Source organism: Rhizobium sp. RU36D, assembly GCF_900176345.1.
GTDB lineage: Bacteria > Pseudomonadota > Alphaproteobacteria > Rhizobiales > Rhizobiaceae > Allorhizobium.
This window is the reverse complement of record NZ_FWXU01000035.1, coordinates 1-16,271: the sequence shown is the minus strand read 5'-3', so window position 1 is coordinate 16,271 and position 16,271 is coordinate 1. Positions and strand designations below refer to the sequence as shown.

General features: G+C 62.4%; 22 protein-coding genes. All 22 read left to right on the top strand.

The genetic code is table 11. The features are described 5' to 3' along the window. Positions 1-32 precede the first annotated feature (32 nt). The 22 genes from B9A97_RS26935 (at position 33) to B9A97_RS26835 (ending at position 16,264) form a co-directional block, all read left to right on the top strand. Positions 33-1,685: a phage major capsid protein gene (locus B9A97_RS26935; RefSeq protein ID WP_084368925.1), complete on the top strand. Its 1,653-nt coding sequence runs from the start codon at positions 33-35 to the stop codon at positions 1,683-1,685. A gap of 80 nt (positions 1,686-1,765) precedes the next feature. After that, positions 1,766-2,101: a DUF2190 family protein gene (locus B9A97_RS26930; RefSeq protein ID WP_084368924.1), complete on the top strand. Its 336-nt coding sequence runs from the start codon at positions 1,766-1,768 to the stop codon at positions 2,099-2,101. 2 nt (positions 2,102-2,103) lie between these two features. Beyond that, a complete protein-coding gene (locus tag B9A97_RS26925; RefSeq protein ID WP_084368923.1) occupies positions 2,104-2,508 on the top strand; it encodes a hypothetical protein in 405 nt (134 codons plus the stop codon). A gap of 1 nt (position 2,509) precedes the next feature. Beyond that, complete coding sequence (locus tag B9A97_RS26920; protein ID WP_084368922.1) at positions 2,510-3,235, top strand: hypothetical protein; 726 nt, start codon at positions 2,510-2,512, stop codon at positions 3,233-3,235. Positions 3,236-3,309: 74 nt separating this feature from the next. Further along, the gene (locus B9A97_RS29975) at positions 3,310-3,480 is read left to right on the top strand and encodes a hypothetical protein (protein ID WP_179145415.1); all 171 of its coding nucleotides are present in this window, start codon (positions 3,310-3,312) and stop codon (positions 3,478-3,480) included. Positions 3,481-3,482: 2 nt separating this feature from the next. After that, positions 3,483-4,958, top strand: coding sequence for a hypothetical protein (locus tag B9A97_RS26915; RefSeq protein ID WP_084368921.1), 1,476 nt, complete (start codon positions 3,483-3,485; stop codon positions 4,956-4,958). A 26-nt stretch (positions 4,959-4,984) separates the two neighbouring features. Continuing rightward, positions 4,985-5,353, top strand: a complete 369-nt coding sequence (locus B9A97_RS26910) for a phage tail tube protein (protein ID WP_084368920.1) — start codon at positions 4,985-4,987, stop codon at positions 5,351-5,353. Between the two features lies 1 nt (position 5,354). Continuing rightward, complete coding sequence (locus B9A97_RS26905) at positions 5,355-5,651, top strand: hypothetical protein (RefSeq protein WP_084368919.1); 297 nt, start codon at positions 5,355-5,357, stop codon at positions 5,649-5,651. A 124-nt stretch (positions 5,652-5,775) separates the two neighbouring features. After that, positions 5,776-6,336: a hypothetical protein gene (locus tag B9A97_RS26900; protein WP_084368918.1), complete on the top strand. Its 561-nt coding sequence runs from the start codon at positions 5,776-5,778 to the stop codon at positions 6,334-6,336. A gap of 11 nt (positions 6,337-6,347) precedes the next feature. Further along, complete coding sequence (locus B9A97_RS26895) at positions 6,348-8,318, top strand: phage tail tape measure protein (protein ID WP_084368917.1); 1,971 nt, start codon at positions 6,348-6,350, stop codon at positions 8,316-8,318. 1 nt (position 8,319) lies between these two features. Then, positions 8,320-8,778 carry a DNA circularization N-terminal domain-containing protein gene (locus B9A97_RS26890; RefSeq protein WP_084368916.1) on the top strand — a complete coding sequence of 153 codons (459 nt, stop codon included), beginning with the start codon at positions 8,320-8,322 and terminating at the stop codon, positions 8,776-8,778. After that, the gene (locus tag B9A97_RS26885; RefSeq protein ID WP_084368915.1) at positions 8,778-9,401 is read left to right on the top strand and encodes a hypothetical protein; all 624 of its coding nucleotides are present in this window, start codon (positions 8,778-8,780) and stop codon (positions 9,399-9,401) included. The genes B9A97_RS26890 and B9A97_RS26885 overlap by 1 nt, the downstream gene beginning before the upstream one ends. Then, positions 9,398-10,447 carry a phage baseplate assembly protein gene (locus B9A97_RS26880; RefSeq protein ID WP_084368914.1) on the top strand — a complete coding sequence of 350 codons (1,050 nt, stop codon included), beginning with the start codon at positions 9,398-9,400 and terminating at the stop codon, positions 10,445-10,447. Before B9A97_RS26885 ends, B9A97_RS26880 begins: the two co-directional genes overlap by 4 nt. Before the next feature lie 12 nt (positions 10,448-10,459). Next, complete coding sequence (locus tag B9A97_RS26875) at positions 10,460-10,867, top strand: phage baseplate assembly protein domain-containing protein (protein ID WP_084368913.1); 408 nt, start codon at positions 10,460-10,462, stop codon at positions 10,865-10,867. Between the two features lie 66 nt (positions 10,868-10,933). Beyond that, positions 10,934-11,470: a phage GP46 family protein gene (locus B9A97_RS26870; RefSeq protein ID WP_143530734.1), complete on the top strand. Its 537-nt coding sequence runs from the start codon at positions 10,934-10,936 to the stop codon at positions 11,468-11,470. Continuing rightward, positions 11,442-12,521, top strand: coding sequence for a baseplate J/gp47 family protein (locus B9A97_RS26865; RefSeq protein WP_179145414.1), 1,080 nt, complete (start codon positions 11,442-11,444; stop codon positions 12,519-12,521). The genes B9A97_RS26870 and B9A97_RS26865 overlap by 29 nt, the downstream gene beginning before the upstream one ends. Continuing rightward, positions 12,514-13,218 (top strand): putative phage tail protein, encoded by a 705-nt coding sequence (locus B9A97_RS26860; protein WP_179145413.1) that lies wholly within the window; start codon positions 12,514-12,516, stop codon positions 13,216-13,218. The genes B9A97_RS26865 and B9A97_RS26860 overlap by 8 nt, the downstream gene beginning before the upstream one ends. A 23-nt stretch (positions 13,219-13,241) precedes the next feature. Continuing rightward, positions 13,242-14,072 carry a glycine-rich domain-containing protein gene (locus B9A97_RS26855; RefSeq protein ID WP_084368910.1) on the top strand — a complete coding sequence of 277 codons (831 nt, stop codon included), beginning with the start codon at positions 13,242-13,244 and terminating at the stop codon, positions 14,070-14,072. Position 14,073: 1 nt separating this feature from the next. Next, entirely contained in the window at positions 14,074-14,604 is a 531-nt protein-coding gene (locus tag B9A97_RS26850; protein ID WP_084368909.1) for a DUF4376 domain-containing protein, read from the top strand. Positions 14,605-14,632: 28 nt separating this feature from the next. Then, positions 14,633-15,466 (top strand): N-acetylmuramidase domain-containing protein, encoded by an 834-nt coding sequence (locus B9A97_RS26845; protein ID WP_084368908.1) that lies wholly within the window; start codon positions 14,633-14,635, stop codon positions 15,464-15,466. 30 nt (positions 15,467-15,496) lie between these two features. Further along, positions 15,497-15,844 (top strand): hypothetical protein, encoded by a 348-nt coding sequence (locus B9A97_RS26840; RefSeq protein ID WP_084368907.1) that lies wholly within the window; start codon positions 15,497-15,499, stop codon positions 15,842-15,844. Between the two features lie 9 nt (positions 15,845-15,853). Then, positions 15,854-16,264, top strand: a complete 411-nt coding sequence (locus B9A97_RS26835; protein WP_084368906.1) for a hypothetical protein — start codon at positions 15,854-15,856, stop codon at positions 16,262-16,264. Positions 16,265-16,271 lie beyond the last annotated feature (7 nt).

Genomic DNA, 16,271 nt, shown 5'->3' with positions numbered 1-16,271 from the left:
ATTGGGCCGGCAACCAAAACAGGATTACAATCATGAAACATTATCGCTTTGTGGCGGTAGCCCTTGTGCTTGCCGCCCTTCCGCTCATGGCAGCTATGCTGATGGGCTATACTGCGTCCGATGCGGTCGCAGCTTCGATCACCGCACCCGACATGTTCCATCAGATCGCGCGTGGCTGGTCTGGCGAGCACGTCATGGCCTTCTGGCCAGCGCTGATAGCCTTGCGGTCCGATCTCGATACGCTTTTGAAGAAGGCCGAAAAGAAGATCGGCGAGATCAAGGATGATACCGCGCCTGACGCAGCACGGTCCATCGAAGCCGAGCACAAGACGCTGCTGGACGAAATCGAGGCCAAACGCGCCGAAATTGCAGCAGAGGAAAAGCTTGGGGATCCGGCCACCCGAGGCCAGGATCAGAACGGCCAGCAGCAGAGCCGCGCTGAAGCGAACCGTGCGGCCGATATTCTCGACATCGGCACCCGTGCCGGAATGGATGCGCCCGCCATCCAGGACGCCATCCGCAACGGCACCAGCCTTGATGCCTTCCGTACCCGTGCTTTCGACTTCATGGTCGAACGCCAGAATGGCAATCGCACCGACCCGGCGCGCAGCCGCATCAATCATGACGAGCGTGACGTCGCGCGTGCCGCGTCGATCGAAGCGCTGTCCTACCGGATCGGGTCGCCAGTGCCGCAGAACGGCCCGAGCGCGGCCGCACGCAGCCGCATGGACGATGGCCTCATTCACCTGGCCATGGACTGCCTGGGGGAACGGAACTATCCGCGCAATGCCCGGCAGATCGAAGAGCTGTTCGAGCGAGCGGCCGCCCATACGACGTCAGACTTCCCGATCATCCTGGAAGGTGCGATCAACCGCACGGTTGAGGCACGATACCAGCTTGCTCAGCCGACCTATCGGCGCATCTCGCGCCAGCGGAATTTCCGGGATTTCCGTCCGCATACGTCGATCAAGCTCGGCGACTTCCCGATGCTTGATAAGATCGCCGAGAACGGCGAGATCAAGTACGGTACGCTCACCGAAGGCAAGGAAACCACATCGGTTCTCTCTTATGCCAAGGCGCTTTCCGTTTCGCGCCAGCTCATGATCAACGACGACCTCGGGGCGATCAACGAAATGCTGGCGAGCTACGGCGCAACCGTGGCCCTGTTCGAAGAGATCACGTTCTACGCCAATGCTCTCAACGCGGTGCTGGCGGACGGGCAGACGGTGTTCCATTCCTCGCACAGCAATCTTGCTGGATCCGGCGCTGCGATCGATGTCGACAGCGTCGCGCTCGGACGGGCGGCGATGTCCAAGCAGAAGTCGATCGACGGCAACCCCTTGCTCGCCAATCCGCCGGCCATGATCGTCACGGGTCCTGACCGGATCACGTCTGCTGAGAAGCTGATCGCCAGCATCACTCCGGCGACGGTCGCGACGGTCAACATCTTCTCCGGCCGGCTGACGCCCTTCGATACCGCCCAGATCAGCGGCAACACCTGGTATCTGTTCGCGGATCCGCAGGTCGGATCCAACTATCGTTGGGGCTACCTCGAAGGCTACGAAGCGCCGCGCGTACGCATCGACAATCCGTTCGGCCGCCAGGGCATGGCCATGTCGGTCGAGCATGATTTCGGCTGCGGCGCCGTCGACTTCCGCTACGGCTACAAGAACCCCGGCGCCTGACCTCAATTGACGTGAGCCAAACATGCCGCCGCACCTGACCTGCGGCGGCCCATGCGTCACTCCCAACAAGGAACAGTTCCATGAAAAATTTCGTACAGCCGGGCTGCAACATCACGGTTCCGGCCCCCTCCGGAGGTACGGTATCCGGCAAGATCTGCGTGATCGGATCCCTGATCGGCATTGCGTCAACGACGGCTGCCCAAGGCGTCGACGTAGCCCTGGTGACGGAAGGCGTCTTCCGGTACGCCAAGACGTCGGCGCTTGCCATCGCGGTCGGCGACAAGCTCTACTACGACGCCACCAATAACCTCCTGAACAAGACGGCATCCGGCAATACGCTGGTTGGCACCGCAGTTGCCGCTGCTGCCAACCCGTCCGATACGGTCGACTTCAAGCTCGGCGCGACGACGGTCTGACGATGGTCGACGCTTTTGATCGGCTGGCCTTGGTCAGCCGTGGCACTGTCGAGCGAGTGCATGGCAAGGCCGTGACGGTCTATCCGGTTTCGCGTGTGGACCAGAATGCCAAGCCCAAGCTCTCGCTCGACGAGGCGCCCTATGACACGGTCGCCTGTTTCTATTCCAACACGCTTATGGAAAACGATGCGAAGGCGCAGCCGATGACTGGGAACGGCCGGATGACGCATCGCAGCCTGCAGCTGACAGCTTCGATCCGGATCATTACAGGACGGCAGTTGCTGCCGGGCGATTTCCTGAAACGCACCGCCGACGATGCCCTGTTTACCATCGTTTCGTTCGATCCTGATGGCCTCGGCAATGTGCTTGCCGTGATTGCCGCCGCCAAAGCCCTGCCGGAGGCCTGAGATGCTATCAGCCCATGCCGTGCGCCTCGCGGCAATCGAGATCCTCAGGCCAACGGCTGCCGTCTTGGCCGGGACCGGGTTTCCGACGCTTGCCGGTGCCAATGTGCTCGACAGCCGACAGATCGCGATCGGCGGATTGACAGAGGATGCCGATTATACGCCGGTGCTTTCGGTCTACACCATGGACAGCACGGCGCAATTGCGCGGCCCCATGACCGGCGCCCGTGACACGGCAGCCGATACGATCCTCGATATCGTTGCGGAGCTTGCGGTTGCGGCCAATGACGGGGGAGAGCCATTTGCCGACGCGATGGCAGGGTCCGACCCTGAGGGGTGCCTGGTGCTTGGGGCGCTTTGTGCGCAGGTGCGCTACCAGCTGGAGCGCAGCGACGCCGGACTCTTCTGGCGCCATCTGGTGCGGCAGGTCGAGAAGATAGACTATCTTCCGTTTGGCGCGCCGGAGCTTGGCATCCGATATCAGCGGATCACGATGCGCATGCATCTTTCGATCCGCGACGACGATTTCCAGACCGCGACCGGCGGATTGCCGGAGCCGATCCGCACGGTGCACGCGGCACTGCCTGCGCAAAGTTATGCCAAGGCAAAACTGACTGAACTTGCCGCGCATTTCGCAGCAGTGCCGACGACGCCGCTGACGACGATGCGCGGTGAAATCGGGGCCGGCGGCCAACCCGACGAGCCCGGCGAGACAACGCCACCCGGCTGACATTGTTTGCCGCAATCCCGGACGCAAAACCCGTGCCCACTTTTGCTGGAATTGCTCTAATTGGAGATCCTGCCATGACTGACATTTATGTGCCTGCCGAGGGCAAGCGCATCCGCATGCCGCACGGCCAGCCTGACTGGCCTCAGGACGGGCGCCCCGTCAATCAAGCCAGCGCCTATGAGACGCGCCTCGTGCGCGATGGCGACCTGGTGGTGAAGCCAGCACCCAAGAAGAAGGAGGCTTGATCATGGCCATTCCGTCCAACCTTACAGCGCCGATCCTGACCTTCGATGTCACATCAGGCGGCAGTTTCCAGAACGAAGTCAGGCTTATCCTGCTCGGGCACGGGCTTGCAGCCGGCGAGCTTGCCGAGGGCGGCGTTGCGCTTTGCAATTCGCGCGCGGATGCCCGGTTCCTGGCTGGCGCTGGCTCGATGCTGGAATCCATGTTCATCGCCGCGCGCCGCAATACGCTGACGCAGGAAATCTGGATTGGCCGGGTGGCCGATAGCGGCACGGCGGAGATCCGAACCATCACGGTCGGGACCGTGCCGGCCGCCGGCGGGCAGGGCGTGCTCATGATTGCTGGCGAGATGATCGCCATCCAGATCGCGGCCGGCACATCGGCCATCGCGGTCGCGGCGGCGATCAATGCTGCGATCAATAGCTACTACAACAGCCTGACCGGCGCCTCGCTGCCCTTCACGTCTACTGTTTCGACCAATGTCGTGACGATCACCGCGCGCCACAAGGGCACTTATGCAACGGGAATTGACATCCACATTCCGACGCTGGAAAGCGTGAATGCCTTCGACGGCGTGCTGACTTTCGCAACGACGACGGCAGGCGCCGGCACCCCCTCGGTTGCCAATGTTCTCGCCGCCATGGGTGACGATCCTTTCGAGATCATCATCAGCGCATTCGGCGACAGCACCAATATCGGGCTGCTCGACACGTTCCATGATAATGTCTCGGGGCGGTGGAGCTGGATCCAGCAGCTTTACGGCCACGCTTTCTACCCCAAGACTGACACCAGCACCAATCTGGTGACGGCGGCGCTGGCGAAAGACACCTGGCACCTGACCATGATCCCCCGCTTTGCCTCAGGCGGGTTTGCCGAGCCGGACTATATCTGGGTGTCGTCGATGGTGGCGCGGGTGGCGGAGTGGTTTGCCGGCGGGGCCAATGGCGACGTGTCGCGAAACCAGTCCGGCCTCCCCGTGGTGGGTCTCACGCCGCCGCGCGACCGGGCCTACTGGATGGATTATGCCACGCGCGATGCGTTCCTGAAAAACAGCGTCTCGACCTGGAAGATCGGCACCAATGGCGACGTGTTGATCGACAAGATCATCACGCAGCAGCAGACCAGCGACGGGGCGCCGGATACGACCTTCCGGGACATCCAGCGGGTCTACCAGCTGTCCTATCTCCTGAAGCGGCTTCGCGCGGCGCTGGCGGCCGAACATTCCAACAAGGCGATTGCCGACAGCAATCCGACCAATCTGGACGCCCTGACGACGGTGCGCGACATCAAGGCGACGCTGGCGCATGCCTATCTTACCATGCCCGGCGTGGTGGAAAATGCAGTCGCGGCGATCGAGTCCATGGTGGTCGAGCGCGATACCGAAAACGCCAACCGGGTGAACATCCGGATCAATGCCGACTTCGTCAACCCGCTCGATATCCTGGCGGGTCTCGTGCGCGCCTATAACCAGTTCAGCTAACCCGACGCATCAGGAGACAAAAATCCATGTCCAGAGATTTTGGCGGGCGCATCAGCATGCGCCTTTCCACGGGCGAGCTGATCTCGCTGCGCGGCACGCTCAACATGTCGACTTCAGGGCAGTCGAACGAGGCGGTCACCAACAGCGATGGCACGGTGAGCCGGATCGGCACCCCGAAGCCTCGCACGTGCGAGATCACGTTCGAAGATGGCGGTATTGACCACGACGCGCTGATGAAGGCGCCACGGTTCAATGTCACGATCGACGAGGACTTCACCAGCGTGCAGCACTTCTTCCCGGATGCCTTCGTCGTGGGCGATCCCATGACGAACCGCATGAATGGCGAGGTGACGGGCCTCACCATCAATTCCGCCAGCTACACAAGGACCGGCTGACATGGTGACCGTCAAGCTTTCCAGGGAATACCGGGTCGGTGACGTGACGTTCGACGCGGTCGAATTGCGCGAGCCGACCTATAAGGATGCATTCATGGACGGGATCGGCCGTCCGGAGGAGTGGCAGCCGGCGGGCAAGGGGAGCGTGATGCGCATCTCCTATCCAGACGTGATCGACAAGTATCTGCAGAAGCTGATCACCAGCCCCGGCTATGAAAAGATCGGGCAGATCTCGGCTGCCGATGCGGTGCGGCTGGAAAGGGCGGTCTGCGATTTTTTTCGCGAGCCGGTGGAATAGAGGAAGCGGCGGACTTCCTCGTGTTCCGCATGGGATGGCAGCCCTCTGAAGTCGAGGGCAAGCCGCTCAGCCATATCATCCACTGGATTGACCGGCTTTCGAAGATGCCGAGGAAGGGCAGATCATGAGCGTGGATCTCAAGATCGACGACAAGGACCTTGCGCAACTGCGCCGGGCGATCGAACGCTTGCCCGGCGAGATCAAGACCAAGGCGATGCGCCGGGCGATGAGCCGGTTAACGGCCATGGCCAAGACGCGGATCGTGGCGCGCAATGCGCCACATACGAAGATGCCGCCTGCCCTGGTGCGAGCCATGACGACGGGCCATTTCAATGCCGGGGGGAATAGCTCGCGGCTTGTGGTGCAATCGGGGTGGGTCCATCTGCAAAAGCTTGGGGCCGTGCAGACCGATAGCGGCGTCTTCGTCAACCTTCGCGGCTCCTACAAGCACGCATTTCAGGCGACGATGAAGAGCGGTCATGTCGGCATTTTCGCACGGATCCTCGAAACGCAGATGCCTGGCGTCAAGCACAAGCGCGAGCAGATTGTTGAGTTGTTCGCGGCAAACCCGGCGCATGCGATCACCAAAAAGCCGGACATCTATCTGGAGGTTTTGGCGGAGTTGATCGAGAGCCATCTCTTTCCGCGCTACGCGCACGAAGTCACCCGGCTGTTGCCGGCTTAGGGAAAAGACCCATGGCAAACCGACAAATCAAAGCCGAGCTGGAGATCGACGGCAAGGACAATACCAGCGCCGCATTCAAATCGGTCGCAGCCCGCATGGGGCAGGTGGAGAAGCAGATTGCCCGGTTCAATCGGACGGCGGAGGCGTTCAACAGCCGGGTTGGGCAGATCCAGCGCAGCGCGTCCGGCTACAACCGCGTGATGGAGCAGATCAACAAGACGACAGACCTGATGCGGATCGGCATCATGGGTTATGGAGCGCTTGAGGTCGGGCGGTTCGTCCAGGGGGCTGTTCTGGATTTTGCCGCGCTGGAGCGCCAGATGGGGCGGATCGGGATTACGGCTGGAGCAAGCGCCGAACAGACCGAGAGTGCATTTGCGGCTGTCCAGAAGATCTCAAAAGACCTGTCCTATGACAGCGTCCAGCCTGCGATTGATGCGCTGGATACGCTGGTTGCGTCGGGCAAGTCTTTGGATGAGGCCCTGGCCTTTCTTCCGTCCGTGCTTGCCACGGCACAGGCAACGGGTGCCGCTACGTCCGATATTGCGAATACCGGCCTCAAGGCCGCCGATGCGCTCAAGATCGAAGCGACGCAATTGCAGCGCGCTTTTGACATCATGGTGACCGGCGGCAAGGCAGGCCAGTTCGAATTAAAGGATATGGCGCAGTATATTCCGGGGCTCGCCAACAGTTTCGCGACGCTCGGTTACAAGGGCGAAGAAGGCCTGAAGCAGCTGGTCGCCATTCTGCAAACGATCCGCGAAGACACCGGTGACGCAAGTTCCGCCGCCACGCAGGCGCAGAACATATTCGGAAAAATGTTTTCCGAGGAGACATCCAACAAGTTCAAGAAGTTTGGGATCGATCTGCGATCAGAAATGCAGGCGGCTGCGAAGGCGGGCGAAGACGCGGTATCGGCCTTCGTTCGGCTTTCCAATGAAGCTATTGATGGCGACTTGTCGAAGTTGCCACTCCTGTTTTCCGACCAGGAGTTTCGTCTCGGCATGCAATCACTGATGACCAGCCCAGAGAGCTTGCAGAAGTTCTTTGATGTCATGAACTCTGCCGAGGTCGACGGCACTGTTTTCCGCGACGTTCAGAGGGTTATTGGCGATACGCAAGGCAGTATCGACCGGATGGCCTCTAGCTGGGAAAAGCTGAAAACGAGCATGGGCGGCGCCATTGCCGGGCCAGCAACCGCCGTGATGGATGCAGCCACAAGCGATCTTGATCGCGGTACTGCTATCCGCAAGGCGCTTGAAGACCAGGGGATGGGCTATCTCCAGCGCGAAAGCTGGATGGCTCTCAATATGCCATTGGGGTCATGGTCGCAAGGCCGCGAACTCGACAAGCTCGCGCTCAAGGGCGGTTACAGCGATCCTGAATTCATCGACCGGATGCGACAGGGTCCAGTAAGACCTGAGTTCGAGGGGCCGCAGATGCCGGAGTTTCCTGGCTTTTCGCGCCCGCGCATACCGGTTCCGAGGCCGGGCTCATTGGGTGAGCCGGTCTATTCACCGACATTCGATGCGGCGGTTGCGGAAGCAAGACGAGGAATGCCGTCCGGCCCGATCGCCCCGCCAACAGCGCCCATCGGAGCATCGACATTGAGCGATGCCGCTGAGAGCGTCAGGCAATTGCGCATTGAATTGCCTGATCCATCCGAGATCAAGGACGCGCTCAAGATCGATCTGGGCTTCCGTGAGGAAGGCGACTATGCCAGCCGGTCCATTGCGGCCGGAGGAAAGGACGCCGCGGCCGAAATCGAGAAGTCCGCAGCCTTTATCAAGGTCGCCGGCTACGATGTGTCGGGGGCGATCATGGATGCCGCCCGGCAACTGACTGCGGCGGCTGGCAACCTGAGCGGGGCGATTGGAAGGCTTGGCAACTTCAGCAACCCGCCGCGCCCGGTAAGCGGCAATATGGGCGAGAGCATGCCGGCATCCGCCAACCGGCCGGCAAGCCCCGGAAGAAGGACCTGACATGCGCGACTGGACGAAAACGCTGCGGCGCGCCAGCTATCGCGGCGTGCCGTTCTGGGTATCGCTTGACGATTTCGACGGAGGCAAGCGGCTGGTGCGGCATGAATATGCCGGGGGGCGGCATACCTTTGTGGAAGAAATGGGGCTTGCGACTTCAGGCATTGAAGTCACCGGCTATTTGATCAGCGACGAGAGCGATATCGAGGCGACGGCGCTCGGCACGGCGCTGCTGGCGCCCGGTCCCGGTCGGCTGGTGCTGCCGATATCCGGCGGGCAACTGGCGACAGCGGAAAGTTTTCGGCGGTCCTGGGAGAAGGACCGGCTGGGGCATATCGCGCTGTCGATGTATTTCGTGCCTGCTACCAACGCACCCATTGCGGCGCTCGGGGCCGTCGATGTGATCGCCGCTTTCGCGGCCAATTTCGCGCCTGCGATGGCGGGCTTCGGGAGGTTGTTCTGATGGCTGCGGATCGCAATGTGATCCTCACCTGGCTTGCCGATCTTGCGGCGGCGCTGGTGAGCGATCCGGAGGATGCGGCCGACTTTGCGAGACGGGTCGCGGTTGCCGCCGCATTGCCTGCCGATGGTTTCGCGGCCGAGGCCATGGACCTGATGCGGGTGGTGGCGGAAAGCATTGACGGGGCTGACGGCTTTGGCCGGATCGTGCCGCCTGCCTCTGCCGATGGCGAGACAGGGGATGCGGCTGCCGTGATGGTCGCGATCGGGCTTGCCATTGCAGGCGCGCGGATCGACTGGCCGTCGAGGCCTAGGGCGCGTGCGGCACGGCAGCAGATTGCCGATGCGGGGGAGCGCGGGCTTGCGGTGGCGTCGGCCATGGGCGGCGATGGGGCTGAGCTTTACGGCTGGCTTTCCTCCGTGATCAGCACCAGCGTGCGAGTTGTCTCCGATCTCGCCGCCAATGCCGTGCCTGTGGTGAGGGTGGAAACCGGGCTTTCGCTGCCATCGACCGTGCTGGCCTATAAGCTCTATGGCGATGCCGGTCGTGCGCAGGAGATCGTTGACATCTCCGGCACGATGACGCCCGCCATCATGCCGACGAGTTTCGAGGCGCTGGCGTCATGATCCTTGAAAAAATCACATGCCCCGGCCTGCCGCCGATCAAGGCTGTGACGATCAATGTCTCGGCCGAAGAAGCGGTGCGCAGCGCTCAGCTAGACCTTGTAATCACCGGACCAGGCATACCGGTATCGGAAGAACAGCCGGTGCAGTTGTTTGCCAGAAAATCTCTCATGCTGACAGGGTATGTGAGAGATATCGACACAGGATATGATGCGGAAGCCCGCGATCTGGGTGTCAGTCTCGTGTCTCGCACAATCGATTATGTGGAATGCTCGGCTGACCATCCCACAGGGGAGTTTCTGAATAAGGACATCGTGACGATCGCACGCGAGCTTGATGCTTTCGGGATCGGCATTGAAAGCGACATGCGTTTTCCAAGCGAGCCCCGTCACAAGGTTATGACAGGCGAAAGCCCCTGGTCATCCATAGAGCGCCGCTTGCGGGGGCGCGGGGCGCTTATACATGACACTGAAAAAGGCCGGATAAAAATTGCGAACAAGCCCGGAGGGCGCCATGCCGGCGGCCTCGTTCGAGGGAAGAACATTCTACCGGGTGCCAGGGCAAGATTTAGTTCGGAGGGCCGATACAGCGAGATCAAGGTTCGCGGGCAGGCGACTGATGGCGTCGACAAACAGCAGCTGCGGCCCGAAGCCGTGGCGCGCGACAGGGACGTCATGCGGCATCGCCCGCTTATCCTTTATCACGAGGGCGAAACAACCGTTGACCGCATGAAGCAGCGGGCCGTTTGGGCCGCGAAGCGCATGGCTGGCAAGGGTGTAACCGCCAGTGTACCGGTGACTGGATGGCGTGATGCCAGGGGGAAAATCTGGCAGCCAAATTGGCTGGTGCCGGTCTATGACGACTTGCTGGGCATCAATGGCGATATGATCATCAAGGCAATACGCTTCATGCAAAACGATAGCCAAGGGACTGTCGCGGTTTTGGAGCTTGCCGATCCGCGCGCGCTTGGCGGGGAAAATCCGCGGGGCAAGACGGGCAAGGCCTATGCCGCGCCCGGAGCAATCGAAGCCGATTATGCGGACGAGTAGGGATGGCTTGATATGATCGGGCGGCGGTTTGAATTCGACGGGCGCAACGAAGAGCGGGGCGGGCAACAGTTCGTTTCCGGGCGCGGCGCCTATCGGGATGGCCATACAGGCATCCACCGGATCGAGACATTCGGCCTGGCAACCTCGCCACCCAAGGGTGCCAAAGGGCTGCTGATTTCGCCGAACGGTAATCCGGATGAGGCCTATGTGCTGGGTGGCGAGCATCCGCAGCATAGGCCGGGCAATCTGCCGGCCGGCGGGACTGCGCTTTATGACGGAAGCGGCAACATCATCAGCCTCGTCGGCGCCAAGATCCGGCTGGTGGCGCCGCTGTTCGAGTTTGTCGGCAACATGACGGTGCAAGGCAATGTGACCGTGAGCGGGTCCGTGACGGACGGCGACGGAAATAACGGGGCGTAGGCGCCTGAGTTTGGATCATCGGGTCAAGCCCGATGATGACCCAAAGAAAGATCCGAGAAAAAACACATGCTGAAAGTGACCGCTGTTGATGGCGAGCGGGAGCCTTATCGCGCGCCCGATCTGATCTGGGATGGCGTGATGGGCAACATCGCCATCAACGGGCTCGACCATCCCGACGCGCCGGGGGATATCAGGGCAGGCCAGGGGCTGGCGACGCAGGTGCTGATCTGCCTGCATACCGATCGCCGTGTCGAGACAAGCGAGCTTGACGAGGGTGAGGAAAACCGGGGGTGGGTCGGTGACAGTTTCGACCTTGCGGAGGGTGAAGAACCCTTGGGGTCACGGTTGTGGCGTTTAAGGCGGAGGGGGATCTATGACGGCATCGAAATCGATGTCGAGGATTACGTTCGCGAGGCGCTGCAAACGCTTGTCGACCAGGGCGCGGTGGTTTCCATCGACGTCACGGTGACCGTCGACCGGGCGGCCAGCCGCGTGGACTATGAAGTCGCGCTTTACGGGCGCAAGGGCGAGCTTGCCTATTCGCAGAAATTCGAGATCCTTTGGAGGCAGATCGATGCCGTGGCCCATCCGCTCGCCGCTTGAGGCGTCGCAGCGCCTGCGTGGCGCTTTTCGCCAATATATGCCGGGCACCGATTCCGCGCTCAAGAACAATTTCGTGACCGTGATCGTCAAGGTGATCGCGGTCCTGGCGCATGAATTCGAGCTTCGCATGGGGCTCCTGTCGAAGCAGATGTTCATCTCGACCGCGACAGGCCAATGGCTGGTGCGGCGATGCGCCGATATCGGCATCTATCGCAAGCCGGCGGCTGCCGCCTCTGGCGTGGCGATCGGAACGGGATCGCCTTCGACGGCCTATCCGGCCGGCATTCGCCTGATATCCGGATCGACGGTCTATATCTCCACCGCAGAGGCCACGGCCGATGGCGACGGGGATATCAGCCTGCCGATCGCGGCTGAGACGGCAGGGTCTGCCGGCAATCGCGATGCGGATGGGCTGATGGCGCTGGCCGATCCCGTGCTCTATCCCGATCTTTCCAGCGAATGGACTGTCGGACCCGACGGGCTTGGCGGCGGCGCCGATCTCGAAGATCTGGAAAGCCTGCGCGCGCGCGGATTGCAGCGCCAGCAGAACCCGCCGGGTGCGGGCACGCTCACCGACTACGAGCGGATCGCGCTTGGCGTGCCTGGCGTGTTCAAGGCATGGGCCTACCGCGTGCCGAATGCGCCGGGGTCGATCCTGCTGCTGTTCCTGTTTCAGGGGCGCGATGGCGGCATTCCCGAAAGCGGCGATGTTGCCGCCGTGCAGGCGGCCATTGACGCGGCACGGCTGATCCGGGTGGATGACAGCGTGGCTGCAGCTCCTGCCGAGCGCATCGTCGATGTCGAGATTTCAGGGCTTTCGGGCGATACGCCCGATATCCGCGCGCAGATTGCCGCTGCGATCGCGGCCATGTTCCTGGCGCGATGCCGGCCGGGCATCGTTGGCGACACGTTCACGCTGTCGCGCTCGTGGATATCGGAGGCAATCTCCGGCGTGACGGGCGAAGACCGCCATGTGCTGGTGGCGCCAGCGGCCGATATCGTGCTGACCTCGGGGCAGTTCCCCGTTTTGGGTGATGTCGACTATGCGTGACAGCGGGCTCAACACGCGGATCACGGTGGCCAGCGCCCCTGATGGCGTGACGACGGTCGCGGTGCCATGGGATGTGCTGGCCAATCCCGGCAATGATGACCTGTTGTCGCCGGCTTTGGCCGCATGGCCGCAGGGACCGGCCTGGGGCACGCCCGATGGCGAGGCCATGCCACAGACCCACGGGCTTGCGCGGCTGACGCGTGTCATCGTTGACACGTTTCAGGTGCTTTATGCCAAGGCATATCAGCTGATCCGGGAAAGCTCGGTCTCCGGCGTGAGCCTGCTTTTGCCGGAATGGGAGCGGGATTTCGGGCTGCCGGACAAATGCGTCGGCTCGTCGGGCAGCGTGGAAGAGCGCATCCGGGCGCTGGAGGCGAAAGTGGCGGCCGGCGTGGTGGCGACCGGCGGCGACTTCATCCGGCTTGCCGCAAGCTATGGCTTTGTCATCGATATCGAAGAGCCGGCCATTTTCGAATGCGGCTTTTCCGAATGCGGCGGAGAGCACACGGTCGGCGATGCCCGGCAGGAAACCTATTGGATCGTGCGGGTGACCGACCTTGCCGTTGATTATTTCCTGGCGGGCGAGGGGGAATGCGGCTTCACGCCGCTTTTCTCCTATGGCGAGGCCGAACGGCTGATCTGCCTGCTGCAAAAATACGCGCCTGGATGGACGACGCCCGTCCTTTACGACGCCTGATCAGCCCAAAAGAGGGATAGACCATGAGATATCATGCGCCGTCCGGATCGACTGATCCGGACGCAGACTATGTCGACCGCAATACGCCAGCCGTGCCGGTCGGGTCCAAGGTGCCGGCTGCGGTTTTCAACTGGATACAGCGGGAGATTGTCGACGTCATCGAAAAATTCGGCCTCACGCCCGATGACGAGCTGCAGCTGGCTGCGGCGATACGAAAGAGCCTGTCGATCTATAATCGCACGCAGGTCTTTACGTCGTCCGGGACCTTTACCGTGCCGGACGGGGTCACCTCGGTTGAGGTCGAGGTGTGGGGCGCTGGTGGTGCTGGCGGGGCGTCTGGTGACGGCACGGGCGGTACTCTCGCGGGCAACTCCGGCGCCGGCGGCGGCGCGGGCGGGTATGGCTACAAGCGCATTACCGGGCTGACGCCGGGGGCGACAATCGCCGTGATCGTTGGTGCGGCGGGCGTCGCAAGCACGTCATCTGTTTCCGGCTCCGGTGGGTCATCCTCGTTCGGGTCCTACCTGAGTTGCACCGGAGGCGTCGGCGGGTCCTATGGCGTTCTTAGCGCCGTGGATGGCGGCGCCGGCGGAACGCCGACCGGCGCGGATATAGGCGTTGACGGCGCGACCGGTGGATACTCCGGAACCAACTCCAGCGCAACGCCGACGCAATCTCAGATCCTGGTTATTTACAACAAGGGCGGCGGCGCGGCTGGCGGCCTCTCCAGCACCACCCTGGGAGGCACTGGCCTCACGGGCTCCGGCGTCGGAAGCGGTGGTTCTGGCGCGTCGGGCGGATCGCTGCTGCTGGGTGGCAATGGGGCGCCCGGTCTCGTCGTTGTGAGGTGGTAACATGACATTCGCACGCATCAATAACGGCATCGTCGTTGAAATCATCAGCGTTCCCGATGGGTTTGCCCTTTCGGATTGCTTCACCGCTGACATCGTCGATCAGTGCCATCCGAGCCCGCAGGACGTTGGCGCGGGTTGGACATTTGCAAACGGCGTGTTTGCCGAGCCTGTCGCGCCCGAGATCGCCGCGTTGGACCCGGCCGCACTCGTCGCCTACGCGGCAAGCAAGCGGTGGCAGGTCGAGGTCGGCGGCACTGTGGTCGCCGGCATACCGGTGGCGACCGACGACCGATCGAAGATCATGATTGCGGGCGCGCGGATCGCAGCGGCTGACGATCCCGACTGGACGACGGTATGGCATGGCGCCGATGGCCATACCTATCCGATCAATGCCGCGCAGATGATCGCCATCAGCAATGCCGTGCAGGCGCATGTCAACGCCACATTCGTGATCCTGGCCGGCGTGAAGGGGCTGATCGAAAGCGGCGATATCAGCACGACCGCCGCCATCGACGCCGCGTTCTCGGCCTAACGCTCCCCCCCCCAAGAGGACATCACCCATGAATTTGATCGGCACGGGCCTGAGGCTCGCGGCGGACGACTACGAGCGCGCCGCAAAAACCATTGGATGCGAGGTGGCGGCCATCAAGGCTGTCGTTTCGGTGGAGGCAGCGGGCGCGGGCTTTGATGCCAAGAACCGGCTGAAGCTGCTGCCCGAGCCGCATTATTTCCATCGGCTGTTGAAGGGCGCCGAGCTGAAGCAAGCCGTCGCGGAGGGGCTGGCCTACAAGTCTTGGGGCGAACAGCCTTACGACCGCACGCAGGACGATCGCTATATCAGGCTTGCGCGGATGATGGCGATCAACCCGGAGGCAGCGCTGGATAGCTGCAGCTGGGGTCTAGGCCAGATCATGGGCGCCAATGCCGAGACATGTGGCTATGCCAGCGCCACCGACATGGTGACGTCCTTCCTTCGCGGGGAGGGGGCGCAGTTGGACGGCATCGTCGGCTTCATCATCGGGACCGGTCTCGCGAAGCCCCTGGCGCGGCACGACTGGAAGGCCTTTGCCAAGGGGTATAACGGCCCCGGCTACGCGAAGAACGCCTATGACACCAAGCTCGACCGCGCCTATCGCAACTTCGCGAGGATGATGCCTGTTGGAGCCGATCCGCTCGCTGATGGCTATCTGTCGATGGGCGATGTCGGATCTGCCGTCATCGATCTGCAGAAGGTCTTGACCGCTAGAAGCTTCGCCACCGGTGGCGTCGACGGCGCATTCGGCAAGCTCACCGACCAGGCTGTCCGGCAATACCAGAAGGCCGCCGGCCTCGTGGTCGATGGCAAGGTCGGGCGCGGCACGGGCCGCTCCCTCGGCCTCGCCTGGGCTGCCTGATCCAACTCTCAATCATCAAGGGATGACCCCATGTCCAAGACATCTATTCTCAAGGCGGCGATTGTCGCCGGCGTTGCCGCGGCGGTTGCCCGGCCCGAAGTGGCGGCGGACAAATCGGCCGTGCCGGAGATTGCCGAATCGGTCGCGGCGAAAATCGAGCCGGTGATTGAATATGCCGCGAATGCCGAGCCCTGGTATCAATCCAATGTCACCTGGGGTGCGATCATGACCATCATCGCCAGCGCCGGCACGATCGGCGGCCTGTTGCAGTCCGGCGTGACAGATGGCGAGGCCTATGCAACGGCGGCCGGCGCGCTGATCGGCGCGGCGTGGACGCTTTACGGCCGGTGGGTCGCCAAGCGGCCGCTGGGTCGCTGAGGGTCCGGCATGGTCGATGTGGTTTTCGCCGCCAAATCCGGCGTCGGGTTTTCGCCCGGCGTCGGCAACATGCGCGCGCCGCGGCTGGCGCTCTCCAATCTTGAGGTGCCAGACGATGTCGAAATCGGCGATGTCGTGGCAACCGTCTCCGTCACCAATCCCGGCCTCGGCACATGGTCCTATGCGCTGGTCGACGATGCGGATGGCGTGTTCGATCTTGTCGGCAGCGAGCTTCGCGCCGGTGATGAGATCTTCAACGACGACGAGACGCCTGAGATCACCCTTCGCGGGGCCAATGGCCCGAAGACGGTGACGCAGGCGTTCACCCTAAACAAGGGTGTACCTGCTAGGGCTTGGCGTTTCGCAAACAATTCCCCTGTTCGCCGCGATGGTGGCGGCTATTGGTTGAGGGCTTCGTGACATGACG

Excerpts from the sequence above, each read along its gene's own strand:
- B9A97_RS26935 (WP_084368925.1), top strand. The coding sequence starts at position 33 with ATGAAACATTATCGCTTTGTGGCGGTAGCCCTTGTGCTTGCCGCCCTT.
- B9A97_RS26930 (WP_084368924.1), top strand. The coding sequence starts at position 1,766 with ATGAAAAATTTCGTACAGCCGGGCTGCAACATCACGGTTCCGGCCCCC.
- B9A97_RS26925 (WP_084368923.1), top strand. The coding sequence starts at position 2,104 with ATGGTCGACGCTTTTGATCGGCTGGCCTTGGTCAGCCGTGGCACTGTC.
- B9A97_RS26920 (WP_084368922.1), top strand. The coding sequence starts at position 2,510 with ATGCTATCAGCCCATGCCGTGCGCCTCGCGGCAATCGAGATCCTCAGG.
- B9A97_RS29975 (WP_179145415.1), top strand. The coding sequence starts at position 3,310 with ATGACTGACATTTATGTGCCTGCCGAGGGCAAGCGCATCCGCATGCCG.
- B9A97_RS26915 (WP_084368921.1), top strand. The coding sequence starts at position 3,483 with ATGGCCATTCCGTCCAACCTTACAGCGCCGATCCTGACCTTCGATGTC.
- B9A97_RS26910 (WP_084368920.1), top strand. The coding sequence starts at position 4,985 with ATGTCCAGAGATTTTGGCGGGCGCATCAGCATGCGCCTTTCCACGGGC.
- B9A97_RS26905 (WP_084368919.1), top strand. The coding sequence starts at position 5,355 with ATGGTGACCGTCAAGCTTTCCAGGGAATACCGGGTCGGTGACGTGACG.
- B9A97_RS26900 (WP_084368918.1), top strand. The coding sequence starts at position 5,776 with ATGAGCGTGGATCTCAAGATCGACGACAAGGACCTTGCGCAACTGCGC.
- B9A97_RS26895 (WP_084368917.1), top strand. The coding sequence starts at position 6,348 with ATGGCAAACCGACAAATCAAAGCCGAGCTGGAGATCGACGGCAAGGAC.
- B9A97_RS26890 (WP_084368916.1), top strand. The coding sequence starts at position 8,320 with ATGCGCGACTGGACGAAAACGCTGCGGCGCGCCAGCTATCGCGGCGTG.
- B9A97_RS26885 (WP_084368915.1), top strand. The coding sequence starts at position 8,778 with ATGGCTGCGGATCGCAATGTGATCCTCACCTGGCTTGCCGATCTTGCG.
- B9A97_RS26880 (WP_084368914.1), top strand. The coding sequence starts at position 9,398 with ATGATCCTTGAAAAAATCACATGCCCCGGCCTGCCGCCGATCAAGGCT.
- B9A97_RS26875 (WP_084368913.1), top strand. The coding sequence starts at position 10,460 with ATGATCGGGCGGCGGTTTGAATTCGACGGGCGCAACGAAGAGCGGGGC.
- B9A97_RS26870 (WP_143530734.1), top strand. The coding sequence starts at position 10,934 with ATGCTGAAAGTGACCGCTGTTGATGGCGAGCGGGAGCCTTATCGCGCG.
- B9A97_RS26865 (WP_179145414.1), top strand. The coding sequence starts at position 11,442 with ATGCCGTGGCCCATCCGCTCGCCGCTTGAGGCGTCGCAGCGCCTGCGT.
- B9A97_RS26860 (WP_179145413.1), top strand. The coding sequence starts at position 12,514 with ATGCGTGACAGCGGGCTCAACACGCGGATCACGGTGGCCAGCGCCCCT.
- B9A97_RS26855 (WP_084368910.1), top strand. The coding sequence starts at position 13,242 with ATGAGATATCATGCGCCGTCCGGATCGACTGATCCGGACGCAGACTAT.
- B9A97_RS26850 (WP_084368909.1), top strand. The coding sequence starts at position 14,074 with ATGACATTCGCACGCATCAATAACGGCATCGTCGTTGAAATCATCAGC.
- B9A97_RS26845 (WP_084368908.1), top strand. The coding sequence starts at position 14,633 with ATGAATTTGATCGGCACGGGCCTGAGGCTCGCGGCGGACGACTACGAG.
- B9A97_RS26840 (WP_084368907.1), top strand. The coding sequence starts at position 15,497 with ATGTCCAAGACATCTATTCTCAAGGCGGCGATTGTCGCCGGCGTTGCC.
- B9A97_RS26835 (WP_084368906.1), top strand. The coding sequence starts at position 15,854 with ATGGTCGATGTGGTTTTCGCCGCCAAATCCGGCGTCGGGTTTTCGCCC.